At 41.5% G+C, this 18448-nt stretch carries 20 protein-coding genes; 1 reads left to right on the top strand and 19 read right to left on the bottom strand.

The genetic code is table 11. The features are described 5' to 3' along the window. Window positions 1-42 precede the first annotated feature (42 nt). From ON01_RS08105 to ON01_RS08055, 13 genes are all read right to left on the bottom strand, one after another. Window positions 43-492 (bottom strand): hypothetical protein, encoded by a 450-nt coding sequence (locus ON01_RS08105; protein ID WP_010530531.1) that lies wholly within the window; start codon window positions 490-492, stop codon window positions 43-45. 250 nt (window positions 493-742) lie between these two features. After that, window positions 743-1744, bottom strand: coding sequence for a sugar kinase (locus ON01_RS08100; RefSeq protein ID WP_010530530.1), 1002 nt, complete (start codon window positions 1742-1744; stop codon window positions 743-745). Between the two features lie 3 nt (window positions 1745-1747). Further along, window positions 1748-2380: a bifunctional 2-keto-4-hydroxyglutarate aldolase/2-keto-3-deoxy-6-phosphogluconate aldolase gene (locus ON01_RS08095; RefSeq protein WP_010530529.1), complete on the bottom strand. Its 633-nt coding sequence runs from the start codon at window positions 2378-2380 to the stop codon at window positions 1748-1750. Window positions 2381-2487: 107 nt separating this feature from the next. Continuing rightward, window positions 2488-2592, bottom strand: coding sequence for a hypothetical protein (locus tag ON01_RS20065; RefSeq protein WP_280990983.1), 105 nt, complete (start codon window positions 2590-2592; stop codon window positions 2488-2490). 71 nt (window positions 2593-2663) lie between these two features. After that, complete coding sequence (locus ON01_RS20060) at window positions 2664-2861, bottom strand: mannonate dehydratase (RefSeq protein ID WP_280990982.1); 198 nt, start codon at window positions 2859-2861, stop codon at window positions 2664-2666. Between the two features lie 183 nt (window positions 2862-3044). Continuing rightward, on the bottom strand, window positions 3045-3746 hold the full coding sequence (locus tag ON01_RS08090; RefSeq protein ID WP_010530528.1) for a gluconate 2-dehydrogenase subunit 3 family protein: 702 nt from the start codon (window positions 3744-3746) through the stop codon (window positions 3045-3047). Between the two features lie 331 nt (window positions 3747-4077). Then, a complete protein-coding gene (locus ON01_RS08085) occupies window positions 4078-5850 on the bottom strand; it encodes a GMC family oxidoreductase (protein ID WP_010530527.1) in 1773 nt (590 codons plus the stop codon). A 70-nt stretch (window positions 5851-5920) separates the two neighbouring features. After that, a complete protein-coding gene (locus ON01_RS08080; RefSeq protein WP_010530526.1) occupies window positions 5921-7168 on the bottom strand; it encodes a GMC family oxidoreductase in 1248 nt (415 codons plus the stop codon). Window positions 7169-7346: 178 nt separating this feature from the next. Continuing rightward, window positions 7347-7889: a type 1 glutamine amidotransferase domain-containing protein gene (locus ON01_RS08075; RefSeq protein WP_010530525.1), complete on the bottom strand. Its 543-nt coding sequence runs from the start codon at window positions 7887-7889 to the stop codon at window positions 7347-7349. 56 nt (window positions 7890-7945) lie between these two features. Continuing rightward, window positions 7946-8683, bottom strand: a complete 738-nt coding sequence (locus tag ON01_RS08070; protein ID WP_010530524.1) for a cysteine hydrolase family protein — start codon at window positions 8681-8683, stop codon at window positions 7946-7948. 752 nt (window positions 8684-9435) lie between these two features. Further along, window positions 9436-10212: an N-acyl homoserine lactonase family protein gene (locus ON01_RS08065; protein WP_010530523.1), complete on the bottom strand. Its 777-nt coding sequence runs from the start codon at window positions 10210-10212 to the stop codon at window positions 9436-9438. Further along, a complete protein-coding gene (locus ON01_RS08060; RefSeq protein WP_010530522.1) occupies window positions 10196-11371 on the bottom strand; it encodes a mandelate racemase/muconate lactonizing enzyme family protein in 1176 nt (391 codons plus the stop codon). Before ON01_RS08060 ends, ON01_RS08065 begins: the two co-directional genes overlap by 17 nt. A 177-nt stretch (window positions 11372-11548) precedes the next feature. Continuing rightward, window positions 11549-12232, bottom strand: a complete 684-nt coding sequence (locus tag ON01_RS08055; RefSeq protein ID WP_010530521.1) for a GntR family transcriptional regulator — start codon at window positions 12230-12232, stop codon at window positions 11549-11551. Between the two features lie 281 nt (window positions 12233-12513). Here ON01_RS08055 and ON01_RS08050 point away from each other — a divergent pair, with 281 nt between their 5' ends. Beyond that, window positions 12514-13776: an IS4 family transposase gene (locus tag ON01_RS08050; RefSeq protein ID WP_010530520.1), complete on the top strand. Its 1263-nt coding sequence runs from the start codon at window positions 12514-12516 to the stop codon at window positions 13774-13776. Window positions 13777-14031: 255 nt separating this feature from the next. Here ON01_RS08050 and ON01_RS08045 read toward each other — a convergent pair whose 3' ends face one another. The 6 genes from ON01_RS08045 to ON01_RS08020 all read right to left on the bottom strand — a co-directional run bounded on the left by ON01_RS08045 (window position 14032) and on the right by ON01_RS08020 (window position 18390). After that, window positions 14032-15315 (bottom strand): IS110 family RNA-guided transposase, encoded by a 1284-nt coding sequence (locus ON01_RS08045; protein WP_010530519.1) that lies wholly within the window; start codon window positions 15313-15315, stop codon window positions 14032-14034. 381 nt (window positions 15316-15696) lie between these two features. Then, window positions 15697-16089, bottom strand: a complete 393-nt coding sequence (locus tag ON01_RS08040; RefSeq protein WP_010530518.1) for an SRPBCC domain-containing protein — start codon at window positions 16087-16089, stop codon at window positions 15697-15699. Between the two features lie 171 nt (window positions 16090-16260). Then, window positions 16261-17004: a type I methionyl aminopeptidase gene (map, locus tag ON01_RS08035; RefSeq protein ID WP_010530517.1), complete on the bottom strand. Its 744-nt coding sequence runs from the start codon at window positions 17002-17004 to the stop codon at window positions 16261-16263. 166 nt (window positions 17005-17170) lie between these two features. Then, complete coding sequence (locus tag ON01_RS08030) at window positions 17171-17428, bottom strand: hypothetical protein (RefSeq protein WP_010530516.1); 258 nt, start codon at window positions 17426-17428, stop codon at window positions 17171-17173. A gap of 212 nt (window positions 17429-17640) precedes the next feature. After that, window positions 17641-18114, bottom strand: a complete 474-nt coding sequence (locus tag ON01_RS08025; protein WP_010530515.1) for a hypothetical protein — start codon at window positions 18112-18114, stop codon at window positions 17641-17643. A gap of 93 nt (window positions 18115-18207) precedes the next feature. Continuing rightward, a complete protein-coding gene (locus ON01_RS08020) occupies window positions 18208-18390 on the bottom strand; it encodes a hypothetical protein (RefSeq protein ID WP_010530514.1) in 183 nt (60 codons plus the stop codon). Window positions 18391-18448 lie beyond the last annotated feature (58 nt).

The raw sequence follows: 18448 nt of genomic DNA, 5'->3' as shown, positions 1-18448 counted from the left end.
GTGCTTCTTCAGCAACTGCGCCTCGATAACGGCATAAAACACTTATTTCACTTCAATTGAGAACACGTAATTCACGTCTCCTTGATTCCAATCAGCTAATACATTATAAACATATTTTCCTTTTTCTTTTGGAGCCAGGATTGAATTAGTCTTCACTTCAATGTTACCTGTATTTTCATTATCAATCCATTGCTCCACTTCTATTGTTTTAGGTTCTTTCTTAAAATCAATTTTAATTTCTTCATTTGGGGAGACAACTGTTTGCTTATGTTCTTTTGCCATATCTAACGGTCCTGTATAAATTTTATCTACACACTGAGCTGAAAATAATCCGTCCCAACAATATGACCCTTGTGTAGTGGGAATTTTTGTGCCTGCTGCCGTTACAGTTGGTGTAGGTGGTTCCGAATTAAATGGTACAAAGATAAACACCCCTGTAATAATTAATCCAATGACAATAATTATGGTAAAACTTTTTTTAATTGCACTCACCCCTTATTGAAAACAGACGTATCAAATCAATAAATAGTTGCAATTGTTATTCCGCAAAATGGCTCTTATATGCGATATTGACACGATTTCTTATTAGTGAATTGCGCCCGTTTGTTGAAGATCAAAGGTAAAAAACCTGTCTGATAAATTTTTAAAACGGGCTTTTCCGGTGCAACTTTGTTTTAAACGGATCTTTGTTATGAACGGCGTAACTTTTTATTTTAAACCCTCACCAAGGTCTTTTAAATGATTATCGATTAACATCCTTATCACGATTCGCAAGAAAAGCTTCCACTTCTTCTTCGGAAAATTGATTATAATCTCCGTAGACCATATGCTTCAACACACCTGAGCCAATCCCAAATTCAATCACTTCCTCAGGAGCCAGGCCCGATATAATCGTATGTAACACTCCTGAGGCAAATGCGTCTCCCCCACCGATTCGATCTAAGATTTCAAATGACACATGATCGCTTTCATATAAATAGTCTTCAAAATAAATATAGCCTGTCAGTTCATTTTTCGATGTGGAGAATACCGTTCGCCTGGTAGACGCAAGATATTTTATCTTGTAAAGTTCAGCAAATTCTCGATAAAACCGTTCCAAAGTCTCTTTATCAAATTCATCCGGACCTTCAAATCCGAGAAGATACACAAAGTCTTTATAACCTGCAAAACAAATATCAACGTGAGGCAAAATTGCCAAAAAGGTTTCTTTAGCCTCTTCTACGCCCCATAGCTTACTACGGTAATTAAAATCAAAACTGACTTGAACATTCCGTTTTTTCGCTTCCTGGATACCGGCTAAAGTGAACTCTTTCATACCTTTACTCAATGCCGGTGTGATACCGGTTACGTGCAAGAGGTCCACCTCATCATACACTTGATCCCAGTCGATATACTGATCAGGCAACTCAAGAACAGATGAAGCTTTCCGGTCATAGATGACTTTACCCTGTCGAAGCGAAAAGCCTTCTTCATAAAAATAAATCCCCAAACGTTCGCCAAGACGAAATACTGATGATGTATCAACACCAGATGCTTGCAAATGAGACAGGGCTGCATCTCCGATATCATTTGGTGGAAAAGCCGACAAAAAAGAAACATCATGACCAAATCGACTAAGGGATACAGCAACATTTGCTTCAGCCCCGCCATAGTTCGCTGTAAAATGCCCACCTATGTTTAATCGCTGATGGTTTACAGGGGTGAGTCTTAATAATAATTCACCCATTGTAAGGATTTTGGCCATGGTTTATCCCCCCTGTACCTTTTTCTGAAACTCGTTTGCGAGCTGCTCCACTTTGTCATAATCACCGTCTTTTGCCGGACGGGTAATTTCCCCACCGACACCAACCATGACCGCCCCTGCTTCCAACCAGGATCCGACGTTGTCAACCGTAATCCCTCCCGTTGGCATAATATTCAAATAAGGGAGCGGACCATGAATATTTTTTATAAAAGAAGGCTCATAAGATTGGCCCGGAAATAGTTTCAAAACCGAGACACCATATTCAGTCGCCCGCAACATCTCATTAATCGTCATACATCCAGGTAAGTACGGAATCTGGTATCGATTGCATAACTTTGCCGTTTCTTTATCAAAAGATGGACTTACGATAAATTTCGCTCCAGATATGATAGCGATTCTGGCAGTCTCACTGTCTAATACGGTACCTGCCCCTACAAGCACATCTTCATCGCATCGGGCGATCAGCGTTTCTATAAGATGTCCTGCTTTAGGTACGGTAAAGGTAACCTCCAATGTCTTTATTCCGCCCTTTTCACACGCCACAGCGATTTTTTCTGCCATTGTCAGGTTATCTCCGCGAATGACAACTGCCAGTTTACTCGCTATCATTTGATTTAAAATCGTATAGGTTTGCATCTAATCCCCTTTCTAAACACCTGAATATGTCGAAAATCCTCTATCACCCGGTACAACAATGTCAAACTGGATGACTGATGATCAACTAACCATAGTAATGTTACTCTCTATTCCCTTTGCTCCCCAAACCGTTCCAAAGGTGTTTGCGATAAAATTTTATGGGCGCGATCATATAATCCATAACCGGGTCTGCCTTCTTCTCCCCAAATCATTCTTCCATGATCAGGCGAACAGGTCCTGTAAACCCAATTTTCCGTAATTTATGAATGATCCCTACCATTTCTTATGAACCATCTCTTGCAAGATGGGATGTTTCTTGAAATGATAAATTACCAATCCACTCCACATTACTGGCGTGAACAAAATGAATTCTTCCCTTCACAGCCTCAATTATCTCAAGTAAATCCTTTGAAGGATTAGTACGATATGAACCTGTACAAAATGTAATGCTATTATTTGTGCTGTCTACTGCACGCAGCATGTATTGAACATTTTCTTTATTTTATTCTCTGCAGTGTCGCGTAGTAGAGTGTTTTAACCTAGATACGGTGACTTCACCGAGAAAAAAACCACTCTTTTCCAGAGTGGCTCATAATTTCCCGAATCGCTGCCATATCCACAGAATGGCCGCTCTAGTTTCACCCCAATGGTGGGTGAACTTCATTTATTCCACTCTTTCCTTCAGGTAAGGGATCAAATCAGCCCAATCGTAATCTTGATGATAGTAATCCTTAACGCTGAATTTTAAGGTGTTGGTGTCAGCCAAGGATTTAGGTCCAGGAAAGCCGATGACCTTCCAACCGACATAATCCTTGTTACCCCCGTATACCGGGTCGGAATAGTATCCTTGACGGGTGTGGAGAACCAAAGCACTAAAGAAGTCCAAACCCTCGTCAAACGTACCCTGAAGAAAGGTATTGTGCTCACCCGAAGTATCAAATTTCATATGTTCCGGCTTCGGCCTTCCTGAAAGGTCTTCCAGAATCTCATTCTGCTTTTCATCGCTCAAATCCTTAAAAACAGAACCGAACTTCTCATGCGAGCTCTCGTCCAGCTTTCGGATACCCTGACGATAGGTCTCCTGCATCTCTACCATGCGCTCTCGCCAAGCGTCTACCTCTTTGCCTTCTATCTTCAGAAATCCTCCACCGTCTGCAGATGCATAAATGTAATCTACACTCGAAAGATAACGGTCAATAAATCGAACCACGCCAGCCTCTCGAGCTCCAGGATCGTGATCTGTTGGTATGATCCGAGCTGTCGCTTCTTCTATAGTCTCCCACTCGTGTTGGTTAAAAAATAAGCGAGTGTCGGACGCTTGATTCACTGGGGAATTTATAACGGGCCAATCTGCTTTACTTGCCATAGGAAACACTCTCCTTTTATTAAAATAGCCTCTCGGAAATTAATTTTCCTTATTATCTCTAGCATCTTTTTGACTAAGTCTTTTGCTTTTTTAATTCCTCTGCTTAATGATATGGAGATATTACGTTTAAGATCATTAATTAAATATGAAGATTATCTGGAGTTTGTCTTTGAACAGCAAGACAAACTCTTCAAAAACTTTATACTTTAAAGCCATTTTTTAGTATAATTAACTAATGATACTATACCAATAAAGCAATAAAATTCTGTGATATGCTAAAGCTTTTCTTCAAATACAAATATTTTTTAATAATCCATTACACGTGTTTTTATTATACATACTGTTCTTGACGACCCTTGGCATGGACTTCAGTGATATACTCGGAGACCCTCCAAGCATTGGCCATCATTGTTAGTGTCGGATTAACCCCTAAGGATGTTGGGAAACTACTTCCGTCTAGAATGTAGAGGTTCTCAACATCGTGGGCCTTGCACCACTTGTCCAAAACACTCTTAGCTGGATCGTTACCCATTCTAGCAGTACCATGTTGGTGACAAGTATTACCAGTTAATTCGTTTTCGGGAATTACCTTGATCGTCTTTGACGCTCCCGCCGCTTCAAGGATTTCAGCGTTTTTGTTTATCATCCAATTCGCCATGTTAATATCGTTCGAGTGGGGTTTGTATGTGATTCTCGCAACCGGTAAACCCCAGGCATCCTTAACATCGGGATCAAGATCCACTCTATTAGATTCTTGAGGTAAGTCTTGAAGAATAATCCCAATCTTCATTGAGTGGTTGTAGAAGTCGCGATCAGCATCCTTCATGGCTATCCCCCACTCTGGTCTGTCTGGGCAAACCCAGTTAATTGGGTGTCCTACTTGTGAAGAAGAGGTAATACAACCTCCGATGTATCCTCGCTTCTCATCAGTCTCGTAGAACTGCATCGAGCCTGCGCTAATGTAATGACCTGCAAAACCGTGAAGAGGATCATGTACGTCCTTATCGAAAATCCCTGTTGCGAACGCGTATTCATGGAAAGTTGCATACTTGCCGACCAGCCCACTGCTGTTCGCCAAGCCATCTGGGAATAAGTTAGACTTCGACATAAGTAGAAGCCTTGTTGATTCTATGGCACCAGGACATAAAATAACAATGCTAGCCTCCTGTTCAAACTCTTGGCCATCTGAATCTATGTAGATTACTCCCTTAGCATGACCTTCTTTATTTACGGTGACTTCTCGAATCATACAACCTGTTCGCAGATCGCAATTTCCGGTGGCTAAGGCTTGGGGGATAAAGTTAGTCAGTGTGCTCGACCGAGTGGTTCCTGGATCTCCATACTGATTCCAAAATCCCGTATAGTTCGCTGGAGTTCTTCCCTTATAGGGCTTCGAGATTGAAGCGTGAGGAATCGGGAACGCATTTATCCCTAGCTTCTCAGCACCCTCGTAGAATTTCTTCCCAAACTTCGTAGGCGGCAATGGCGGAGTTGGGTACCCTTTGCTACGTCGTGGTTCATACTTGTTTGCTTCTGCAAGTCCAGATACACCAAACTCCCACTCAACCTTAGTGAGATAAGGCTCAAGATCATCATAAGTAATAGGCCAATCCGCAAGATCAGCACCTTCAATATCTCCATGCAAAGAGTGCATCTTAAAGTCTTGTTCCAACGGACGAGGGACCCAGCCTGCCCAATGCACTGTACCACCGCCTACCATCTGCGGAGTAGGAGAAAACTGGAACGTCTTGGCTTTAGATTTTTCATCTGCTCTAACGGTCCTTGGGCTAATCTTCGGGTCCGGCCAAAGATAGTTTCGGTTAAGATATTTAAGTTCATCACCCGAAAAGTTTTCTATCTTCATACGAGGACCTTTCTCTAACACTACTACCTTTAATCCTGCTTCAGCTAGAACCTTAGCGGTAGTGCCACCGGTGGCACCTGCCCCTACGATACAAACATCAACCGGATCTAGCTTCTTAATAAAAGTCATATAATTTCTTCCCCTTTCTAAAATCAAATTCGCCGCAAAATGGATGGATTTTGCTGCTAACCCATCGACTTCGGGGGTTAGTGGTTTTCTTTTTTCAATATCAACTTTCATAGACTCATAGTGCTTTCGCAACACATGCGTTTCGGATCGATTTCGGTGCAACCATGACGTTCATACTCGATCAAAAACTCGGTGCATCCGCGTTGCTGGGTGTGACCTTCTGCGACAGGATGTGTTGTTGACGCCGCTTAATGTACTCGGCACAGCGGACGGCAAGAGCCTGCAAGGTACTGGTCGGATTGACGGCGGCGCTGGTCGGAAGCGCACTGGCGTCAACGATGAACAGGTTAGGCACGTCCCAGGACTGATTGAATTTGTTGGTTACTGAATCTTCCGGCGAATTTCCCATCCGGCAGGTGCCCATAATGTGCCATCCTGGCGATGGATGATCCTTAACACCTGTAACCCCCGTACTACTCGAATCTATTAGGCTGCCAGCGGCCTCGGCGGCCTCTCGAGCCCTTTGCCTGCCGAACTCAATGAGTCGACGGTCGTTTTCGGGAAGCTCATAGTGCAAGTGTGGCGCGGGAAGCCCGCTTGAATCGGTGACTTTGGTGTCTAGCGTGACCCTGTTCGTTCTTACCGGGAGATCTTCTCCCTGTACGAAGACGAGTACATGCCGTCCGAAGTGCTCGTTGAAGAATTTCCGGTGGTCTTCCCCCCACGGCGCAAGATGACTACTCGTCGTTCCCATAGCAGTGTAGGCGGAACCGTTTGCCCGCCCGACTTGCAATGAGAATCCGTTGACGAAGTCATGATCTGGATTCGTGTCATAGAACTCCTGGCTGTACAAGGACGCTGGTTCTGGACCCTTATAGTCCTCTATGGGTTCATCGAACCAAAAGTCTTCGAAGGCCCAGCTGTGGAACATAAGGTGCGTGCCTACTAGTCCGTTACTGTTCGCCAAACCGTCCGGGTGTCCGTTCTGGGCGGACATAAGGAGCAAGCGGGGGGTACCGATGGCGTTCGCACACATCACGACGATGCCCGCGCGAACCTCGTGCCGCTCGCCGGTATTTCGGTCGATGTAAGTCGCACCAGTGGCACGCCCGTCGTCGCCAACGTTAATCCGCTCAACCCGCGCGTTAGTGCGCAGATCGACGCCGTTTCGGATTGCCTTGGGCCAGTAAGTGACATTTGTAGAGCCGATCGAACCGCGCGGGCACCCACTTAAGCAGGGTCCGCACGCATTGCAGGGGAGACGGTTATCTTTATGCTGGGTCAGGATGGCGTAGTCTGCTGGCCACCAGTGCCACCCAAGTTTCTCGAACGCCTTTGCCATCTTCAGGCCGAGCTTTCCTGGGGGGATAGGGGGGCCATATCCCGTAGGTTTATTGGGATTCCCCGGGTCGCCGACTACACGCGCCACCCCGACCTCTAAGTCATTGATTTTGTAGAACGGCTCTAGCTCCTCATAGCTGATCGGTTAGTGGTTTTCTTTTTTCAATCTCCAACTTTCATAGACTCATAGGGCTTTCGCAACCGCCTAATGCCTCGGACGGGTGAGTGTTACTAGTCCTCGTCCATCGGCCGTCTCCCGCGCTTGCTTAGACGCTACTGCTCACGGACGCCGGTTCCAGGTACTTGACTATCTCTCGGCCGAAGGCTGGTAAATCGACAGGTGTTCGGGACGTAATCACATTCCCATCGCACACGACCTCAGCATCTACCCATTCGCCTCCAGCGTTTTCTACGTCGTCACGAATAGGCAAATAGCCTGTCACCTTTCGCCCGTGTACTGCACCCGCAGAAGCAAGCATCCATCCACCGTGGCAAATAGCCGCTATTAATTTTCCGGACTCGTATGCCTCTCGGACCAGATCAACCATTGGTTTACAGAGTCGCATATGATCTGGCGCGAATCCACCAGGAACTATTACAGCGTCAAAGTCATCGACCTTCACTTCATCTGCGGCTTTGTCAGCGTCCATTGAATAGCCAAGCTTACTGTGATAAGTTGATTTTCTTCCAGATCCAACGACTACAACCGTCGCCCCTTCCTCTTGCAATCGATATGTTGGATACCATGCTTCCATTTCCTGATAATCATCTTCGATAAGTAATGCAACACGCTTACCTTTTAATCTCATTTCTTTCGCTCCCTTCATTGCGTCCTGTTAGTGCTACGATCAATCAAGTGCTCACATCACGCTTTCTGGTATTTGCTCTTAGATGCTTCCAACCTTTCGAAACATTCATCACTAGTGATAACGTCTCCATAGTTCATTTGGATATTTCTTAAGAATTCCCAGTGTTGGCCATAACCTTCTGGTACATCTAATGTGTGGGAACTAGGTACCGCTGCCGCACCGTCCGCAATCACTACTACCTTGTAATTTTGATTCCATGCGTCGATAGTTGTCGTTATGACGCAGTTAGCAGTTGATATGCCAGCGATAACAAGGGTATCTGAGTTATTTTCTCTCATGAATTCTCCTAACGGCGTACTCTGGAAGGCGCTGAAGCGACTTCTTCGTACAGTAGGCTCTCCTTCCCGTGGTTGAAGGTTACCTGAAAAACTATCTGTCTGAGGGTTACCCCAACTTGCAGGCGACTCAGGAGTACCCGGGTTTAATGGCGGCCACTTTAAAGCACAAATTCCTTTATCCAAACCGTCAGGACGAAGCCCCCACTGACTAAAGACAACTTGGCTGCCAGCCTTACGGAACTGCTCAAGGACTTTCTCAACCGGTTTAATCACGTCCTGCCCACTCGGCGCACCTCCGACACTTGGAATATATAGCCCACCATCAGGGTTGTTACACATCGGCTGCATATCCAACACAAGTAACGTTGTTCTTTTCGGATCAATCTCCGGTGAGGCCATGAAACTCCTGTCAATTACTTTATCAATATTTTCTAGCGTGAATTTCAAAGATGACATATTAATTCCTCCTTAAAATTTTGGTTTTTTCAATTATTTTTGTGGCATTACTACTAGCGTTCACATGACTTTCACCCCCTTTAAAAAGCTCTACTCTATAGCCGCCTTTCGGGCCGCCAACGGCCGCGCTAGTATGGCTGTGACCAGGTCTCGATGCCCTTAGTTGCTTTTTCTCTCCGCCTAGCGTGAGTTTCCTACACTTTCCTCCAGAATGTTATTATGACAGACTTTACAGAGAGTTTTATGTATAGACTAAAAGAATAAGGACTTAAACCCCCTATTGACAACGTTTTGAATATGATGTATAAAAAGTTGGCAAGTACACATACTGGCAAATCGTTGAATCCAGGCGGGTAAACGGCAAACCCCGCCCTGGTGTAGGAAACTCACGCTAGGGAGCCTAATTGTTCGCAGCGAGTACAACGCCCCCTACCTCTCCGCCTGCCCTGGTTCGCTTTATAGGTCGGATTGAAAATGCCATTTCGTCACCCACACCGTATTCGTATTTGGTATTATTTCCCTCTTTATAGAATGCGCTTTCAAAAGCGCGTTAGGTTATAGAATCTTTTCATTGTATTATTAATTGTTTTATATATTACTAGAACCCTCTTTTTCCAATCTCATACCGTCTTCCACGATGCCCCTGACATCAGTTGGGCTGGTTTTTAACATATCTCGGAGTAACCCTAACCAGCTGTAGCTCCTGTAACAATAACATTCCTTTTGTTAAATTGACCCATTTCGGCACCCCCTTATCCAATGGTTAGTGATGGATGTCTTTCGAATATTTTATAATCATGTGCGGGTAAAAGCGTTGCATTTTGTTTACGCAACCATTCATACCCGGCCAATACCTCACGATAGTCAGTACAATATCCAATTGGAATATTGTTTTCAATATGATCGTATAGATAAAATGCATCCCCCACAATAATAACAGGACCTTCATTTGTTACAACTTTGACTACCATTCCACCTGGTGAATGACCTCCAACCCAGTGCATTGATATACCAGGACATACTTCATACTCATCATCAATTAAAGTTAGACGGCTAAACGCTTCCCCTGCTAAATATGCTAACGGTTCTCTTGGAAAACCCTTGATAGGGTTGATTGGTAGATTTTGTGGGTCTATAACATGAAACCATTCTTTGCGATTTACAATAAAATTCGCTTTTGGAAATTGTTCTACATTCCAGTAATGATCAAAGTGTAGATGTGTTAATAAAACAGTGTCAATATCCTCACAAGAAGTACCAACCTGCCTTAATAATTCATTTGTATCTTTACTTGAGCTCAAATGATCAAACTGGTTTTTTTGTTCCTCCGTATAAGTTTGGTCAATCCCATCCATCCCTGTATCAACCATTATTTTCCGACCTTGTCCTTCAATTAAAAAACAAACCAAACAAATTTTTACCGGGTCGTGTACCCCATAGGCATGATCATATACAACCGTACCAGGGGCAAACCAGTCTGCATTTTTTAAGATGCTAATTTTATACATCTTTTTAAAACTCGCTTCCATATTTTGATATCACATCTAAATTGACTTCAATTCCTAGTCCAGGCTTCTGAGGAACTGGTACCCTTCCATTTTGTAAGGTAATTGGTGTTTTTAAAAGTTCATCCCTGAGAGGATTAGGGTTTCTATCGAACTCAACGATTAGCTCATTTTGTAATGGAACAGGATTTGCCGTATGCGGACTCGGAGGGATCACTGCTAATACCTGAAGTGCCGCAGCCAGGGCGATTCCTGACCCCCATACATGTGGGATGACAGTTACACCGAAACTTGAAGCCAGTGCCTGAATTTTCATCCATTCAGAAAATCCTCCGGCAACACAAATATCCGGTTGGGCTATATCCACACAGCCTTCCAAAAATAAATCCCTAAAACCAAATCTCGTGAACTCGCACTCTCCACCCGCAATAGGAATGGTTGTTGAAGATCTCACTTCGCGGTAACCCCTTCGGTCTTCTGGAACAACTGGTTCTTCCAACCACATTACATTGAATTTTTCAAGTTCCTTCGCCATTCTCACCGCCGTAAAAACATTATAAGAATGGTTACAATCCACCAAAAGGGAAGTATTAGGCCCAATGGCCTCTCTAATAATTTTAACCCTCTCTATATCTTCTTCTATTGACAATAGACCTACTTTCATTTTTAATATCTGAAACCCCGCATCGACGTAAGAACGAGCTTCTTCAGCCAATTTAGTCAATGAATCCTTGTAATTGAGAACATCCTTGCCTCTGTAGTAACAGCCTGTTGCATAGGCAACTATGCTTTCTCGAAATGAGCCTCCAATTAAGTTATGTACCGGTTTATTTAACATCTGACCATATATATCCCATAAAGCGATATCTATTGCGCTTAACGCTTCAATATACGTCCCTTTTTGTCCGAAATCTCGCGTATCCGCATAATTTTGTTCCCAAATTTTAACCGGATTTTGTACCTCTTTATTAATTAATTTTGGTGTTAAGACGTGTTTAACAACAGCTGCGACTGGTTCAGGAGGACCATATTGCCCTCCCTCTCCCCATCCAATTAGCCCCTCATCCGTTTCAATTTTAACTATGAAACTATTTCTCTCAGGGAAAGCACATTGGGAAGAGTAAAAACGATCATTACCTAGCGGCGTTCGTAAAATATACGTTTGAATATCTTTTATTTTCATAAACAACACCTCCTAAAATAGTTGGGAATTTATTCATTCAGTGACCATTACATAGAATTAGTTTAACAATTCTTTATCACTTAATTATGATGACGGGTAAGATGATTACATATTAGATACTACCAATTCTTTGATTAAAGATTCCTTTAGGCCACGGCTTTATTATTCTCATTTCATTTATATTGTTGTAATTTTATTTTTCACTGTAAATATTATGGATTCTTTGGTTCCCTTAATATGTTTTCTCATTCTTTGCTCCGCAAGTTCACCATTCCTGGCTTGAACAGCCTCAAATATTTCCCAATGTTCCTTATTGGATAATTCTAATCTTCCAGGAATATGATAAGAAAAATAATGATATCTCTGAATTTGGTTCTCAAAATCGGAAACTATAGTCAAGATCTTATTGCTGCCTGCAACGTCAAGGACAATCTCATGTAATTTTTTCCCCAATTCAAAAGACTGCTCCTTGTCTCCGTTTTCAAGTTCTTGATCCGCCTTTTCTAGTACCTCTTGCAACAAGGTTATCTTTTGTTCATTTATCACACTTGCCGCAATCCTAGCGCTAATTCCTTCAAGAGCTTCTCTTACAGTAAAAATTTCCTCAAGATCTTTTATCGTAATTTCTTTAACCAAAGCCCCCCTTCTTGGAAAAAAATCGACCAATCCATCCTGGGCTAGTTGCCTGATAGCTTCCCTGATGGGCGTCCTGCTCATCTGATACTCCTTGGCCAGTTTTTCTTCGACTAAGGGAGTATTTGAAGGTAAATCACCTTCCATAATCTTTTTCTTTAATGTTTCATATACCACACTAAACCTCGAATTTCCCTGAACATTGTTAACCATTGCTTCTTTCTTCACTTTGAACACTCCATTTGAACGTAGTTATGTTGATTATTATAAATATAATTATAACATTGTATACAATTACGTTCAAAATTATTATTAAGTACAATTTTGACTAAATATCGTATATCCACTTTCAAATTGTATACTGTAATATCCGGGTTCGTTACTTAAGTTTGATATGATTGTATACAATTTTGTTAACACTTTCAATTTATCATACCTTTTCAAAATAATCAACACTTTTCCCGATTTTTCAAAAAATGTAAATGTTAACACTAAGGATGTTAAAAAACATGCAGAGGAATACAAAGTTGAAACCAGAATATTTTTATCAACTGTGTTCTTTTTTAGGCGAATCTTTTGGGAATAAAACTCTAAATGAACTTTGTGCACAACTTTGCTCTTTTTTTGATTTGGACATTTCAACGGAAGGGTTAAATCAACGATTCAATACGGAGGCAGTAGAATTCATGAGACGGATTTTTCAATCGTTATGGTTGAATCAGATATCCGGATCTCACTCTATTGTGGACAGACATCTGTTTAACCGAATTCGAATTTTGGATTCTTCCTCGTTTGATCTGCCTTCTGATTATATAGGATACGAGGGACCAAATGGCACGGGAGTCAAGGTTCAACTCGAATATGAATTATATGAGGGCGTATTCCGTCACCTCCAGATACAAAATGGAAAAGGAAGCGACATTAACTACGCCAAAACTATTGAGGATGATATTCAACCAGGCGATTTATGCCTGCGTGACTTAGGCTATTTCTCACAGGAAAATTTATCAGCCATTGCTGAAAAAGGGGGTTTCTTTGTTTCCAGAATAAGAAATAACACAAATTTATACCAACAAAACAATGATGGAAAATGGGAAAAAATAAATTTAGACAGAATCATGGAAACACTACAACCAGGAGAAGTAACTGAATTAAGCCAAGTACGTGTAGGAGCAAAGTCAAAAAAACAGCTTTGTGTGCGAATCATTGCTGCAAAGCTGACTGAAGAACAAAAAGAAAAGCGGAAAGAGCACTTAGGTCAAAAAAAGAAGAGAAGAAAAAGCACACTTTCCGCTCAGAGAAATATTTCCATGAATATATTTGCCACCAATATACCACAGGAGCTGGTGAAAAAGGAAGAAATGTACTCACTTTACTCTCTAAGGTGGCAAATAGAAATTCTCTTTAAGACATGGAAATCATTATTCAAGATACAAGAGGTAAAGAAAATGAAAAAGGAACGCTTTGAATGCCATTTATACGGTACGTTCATCCAGCTACTCTTATGCTCATCCGTTGCCTTCCAGTGCCGAAGAATGCTTTATCATCAGTATCAGATGGAGGCAAGTGAATACAAATCTATTGATATCGTGAAAGAAAGCCTGACCGTGTCTCAAGCGGTAATTAGCAAAGGACATAGTCTTGCCGAGGTGCTTAAACGAATATACAAAAGCATATTTATAAACGAAAGGAAGTCTCATAAACAACAGAAGAAAACCGTGTTTGACATTCTTCATATTGCGTATAAACAAAGTGTATTCTCTGCAGCGTAAAGTCATGGGACCAATATTTTAAAAATAATTAAAAAAAGCCTTTTTATAAGGCTTAGTTTGTCATGCGCTATTTTAAACACACGAAGAAATAAATATAAAAAGCTAACAAAAAGAGGGACTTTGCAAAGTATCATTTTTGTTAACTTGATGGCTATGGGGTCCGTGCCCTAATGGATTGGATGAAGATCGGCTCTGCGCTTCAATTGTTTGCCCATGTCTTCGTTTTCAAGTTAGCTTGGTGACGTTTTGTTCCTTTTAAGCTGCTTCCTGTGTACACATCTGAGGTATATCGCTAAGCATTTTTTCACCATCAAACTTACATTGCTTTGTACCGATGACAAAGAATACCCGAATCAGCTTACTACAAAGGGCAATGAGCGATTCTTTGGGTTTGAGCGGATGATCAGATCGTGACTTATAATAGTCATGCAGTTTCCGGAAGTATGGGTTATGAAGCACCAGGGAACGGGCAGCCAGGTATAACGTCTTCCGGAGCCCCTTTCGTCCCCGTTTGGTTATTTTCGTTTCCCCTTTGTAAACGCCGGACTGATGCAGTCTTAAGGTGAGTCCTCCAAGATTTTGAATCTGCTGGGGATGCTCAAATTGGGTGATATCTCCCACCTCGGCAAAGAAGTTCGCCACGGTCATCACGTTGATGCCTTTAATGGCAGTCATTTCTTTCGCGCCTGGAATCGTAAAAACCAAACCCTTAATCGCTTCGTCTGTATCTGCCATCTCGTGCTGCAACTGATGATATTGCTGGAGTAGCGTCCCGAGTTCCCGTTTTCCCATCCGAGTACCTTTCGTAAGACCCACGGACTGCTTGGCAGCTTTTTGTAACGTTTCAGCTTTTTTCTTGCCTACGGCACGTTGAACAACCGTCTGCCAATGCTCCAGGATTTCTTCGGCTGTCATCGCTGTGATCTCCCCGGGTAGTGGAAAGTGTTCTAAGGTGTAGAGTGCAGCCTTTCCCCGCCAGCTTTTAAAAACGGTACGGAATTCAGGAAAATACCGATCCAGCCAATTATCGATGCGCCCTTCGACCATTTGGATATCTGAAGACAACTGATCGCGGATTTTCATGCCTTCCCGAAGTTCGGCATAAACACCTTCCGGAAGATTGGGTACTGCGTATCGGCCGTCTTTTATCAACTGAGCGATCACGTGCGCATCTTTCGTATCGTTCTTCGATGGCGAATTGTCATCGAATTCCTTGGCTTTTTTTACATGCATGGGATTGACAACGACGAATGCGTTATGGTTCTCTTTGGCCCAATGAGCGAGATTAAACCAGTAGTGACCAGTCGGTTCACACCCCAAAAGGATATGTGTTTTACCGTGGTCTGCCATCTTCTCATTTGCCCATGTCATCAACCGCTCAAAACCGCTTATATTATTGTCAAAGACCACTTTTCTGCCAAATTCATAGCCACGATCATCCACGGCCCGTGCAACATGCTTTCCTTTCGCAATATCAATTCCGACTACCAATGTTTCTGGTGTGATTTGCTTCAGCTTCTTATTACGGTTATAATTCATTTTGAGTCCTCCTTGGTTTGGTTAATTTAGGAGTCGATCGATCGACATCCCGTATGATACCAAGGAGGCTCATTTTTTGTTAAGCCTCAAATTTTTTCGTGACAGGAATGCTCCCTTCATCAATAGAATAGCAGGAAGTATAGTACATTATCCGACTTATCGTGCACACTTGTGCAGGATTACTTACTATGCAACAATCTGGGCCTTATGTGCGATATTGGCGCGATTTTATTAGATAATCGCGCCCTATTGCTTAAGATTGATGATATTTACAAAGGCATCAAAATTGTTTCATGTTATTCAGTGAAGTTAGCCAGATTCTCTAGTGTGGATCTTAAACCTGTGTCGTGGTCCCCTTTTCGTATTCCTTCAGGTACGTTTTCACAAACGATAGTGACCTTTGTGCCTTCTGGTAATGGCTTCTAAGAGCCATTTCTGTGTCATCTCGCCCGAGAACGCCGGGTCCTCGGAATCAAATTCTACTGATTGCACAATTCGCTTGTCCGGAACCAACTCCACAAATTTCCCTTGAGCTACATCAGTGTTTTCTGAAGTTTTCCCAGGGTTTGATTGATCTATTTCGTACGTGAGAGTCACTCTATAAGTTCCACCTTCGTGGGGTTCAAACATATCAATATGACCCGACATTCCTTTTGGCGGAAGCCAAGAAACCAATGCTTCAGGGTTTAAGAATGACTGATAAATGGTTTGCGGTGATGTCATTATCACTCTTGAGGCAGAATCCGTTCTCTTGTTATTTGGTGCACTCGCCATGAGAGAATCCTCCTTATTGACGTTCTAGAATCAATTTTTTTAAGTTTATCACATATAAATGCGAAAAATTCTTCTCGATTGCTCAAAAACCCTTCTATTGTTCAATTTGATTCCCCATATATGGTACAGGCGCCAATTCCGGATTTGCGCCCGTTTGCGGTACTAGGGTTTTTACACTGTAGTAATAATCGGTCCTTCATTCGTGAGAATAATCGTATGTTCGTATTGAGCGACAAAGCTTTCATCGGTTAGGAAGGTCCAACCATCTTCGGATTGAAAAACTTCCTCTTCAGATGTGGAGATAAAAGGTTCAAACGCAATTACCATACCATCTTTTAAAATTTCGTCATCCCAGCGGGTGTAGTAATTGAAAATATGTTTTGGCTCTTCATGAATCGAACGCCCAACGCCATGTCCAGTAAGATTTTTTATGACTGTTAAGCCATACCGTTTCGCTACATTGTGTACAGCTTTGCCCAACGCATTTTTTTTCGATCCTGGTTTTGCCTTCTTAAGTCCAATATCGAACGCTTCTTTAGAAACGTCACATATTTTCTGTAAAGTTGTCTCTCCTTTCCCTACTACAAAGGAAATTCCAGTATCTGCGAAATACCCATTTTTTGAACCTGAAACATCGATATTTACAATGTCTCCTTCTTGAATGATCCGTTTTCTCTTCGGAATCCCATGAGCTATTTCTTTATTTATGCTAATGCACGTATATCCAGGAAAATCGTATTCTCCTTTTGGTGCAGATTGTGCCCCCGCTTTTTCAAACGTCTCTCTTGCAATTTCATCGAGTTCTTTTGTGGAAATTCCAGGTTTCGCACTATGGACTAATTCATCTCGAATTTCTCCACAAATTTTACCAATTGCTTTTAACCCATCAAAATCCTTTTTAGTTTTCGCAACCATTATATATCCTCACTTTTTAATGTATTTTATGGTTAGTATTCCATTTAGTTTCTTGCATAAACAGAACGGATTTTTATGCAACAATCTAGCCCGATACGCTATACGAGCGCTAGGCATGATAACCATTATTCCGGATAAGCGCCCGATTGTTTAAATGCCAGCAACTCTATTTTACTGAATCCACAACTTTTTTTGCATCTACCAAAGACAAACCATATTTCTCTCTTAATGATTTAACGGCCTTTACCTCAGTTGAAGTGCTTAATATTTCCTTTGCTTCACTTTTTATATCTTCATATTCCCCAGTTTTCTTTAACAGTCTGTTGTTTTCTCGTTTTAAAGCGTCGTTTTTACGCATTAAACTAAAGCACCAACACGCAAGTGCAATTATAATTAATAATGAGCTAATATCTGACCACGGCATTTTCAAGATCTCCTTTAACCATTGGTTTTGGTCAATGACCTACTTAAATTTTAACATATTCTACTCCCCAAAATGGTTCACTCTCAGGAGAAAAGAACGCAATTCTTATTCCGGAATGGCGCCCTTTTCAGGAATAACATTATTTACATGGAACATCTATTTTTAGATCAATGGCTTTGTTTTCTATAACCCATTCATTTTCCCTATATATTTTAATAGAATTGCCCGGTATTCAAATCCATCAAATTATTTAAGGAAATGGAAGGCCTAAATTGCTCTCCATATTCGCCTTTTTGGGTTTGTTTGTCATATTTAAATGAAATATTATAGTATTTACCGTTTTTGGTTTTTCTCACTAGTCCATGATCAATTAAAAATTTTGCTAAACCCTTTAGGGGCTTTTCTTCATCAGTGGAATACCAAATTATCACCCAGTCATCTTTTGAATCATCTATTGAATATGGATTAAAATCTTGCAGGTCAGGATCGGGATGTTTAATTAATGGCGTTATCCCTTGATTGATTGCTTTAAGTATTATTTTTTGCGTTTCATTTGAAATATCACCTTTTCCAAACGTCATAAATTTACCTACATTATCTGTTTCCTTAAATGCGGGATTTTGTGTAATGTTAATTCCATAATAACACCATCCACCTACCCTATAACTTACTAATTCATCTTTCATTTATCTTCCTCCTTATCTTTTCATAATCAATAACCTAATGCGGTTGGTGACAGAACTAACATATGTGAAAGTCAACGTCACTATAAGGTATGTTTACAAAATCACAATGAAAAATTTAGCTAAAGCCTTGAGTACTTTTTCTTCATCAGTAGAATACCAAACAATCATCCATGAATCATCTTTTGAACGTGGATTAAAATCAAGCGTATCAGGATCATTATGTTTAATTAATGGAGTGAAACCTTGTTTGATTGCCTTAAGTATTAATTCTTGCATTTCATTTGAAAGATCACCTTTTTCAAAACGTCATAAATTTACCTATATTATCTGTTTC

The organism is Lentibacillus jeotgali (genome assembly GCF_000224785.1).
Taxonomy (GTDB): domain Bacteria; phylum Bacillota; class Bacilli; order Bacillales; family Amphibacillaceae; genus Lentibacillus; species Lentibacillus jeotgali.
Note: the sequence above shows the minus strand (reverse complement) of the source record. Positions and strands in the feature narration are given on the sequence as shown.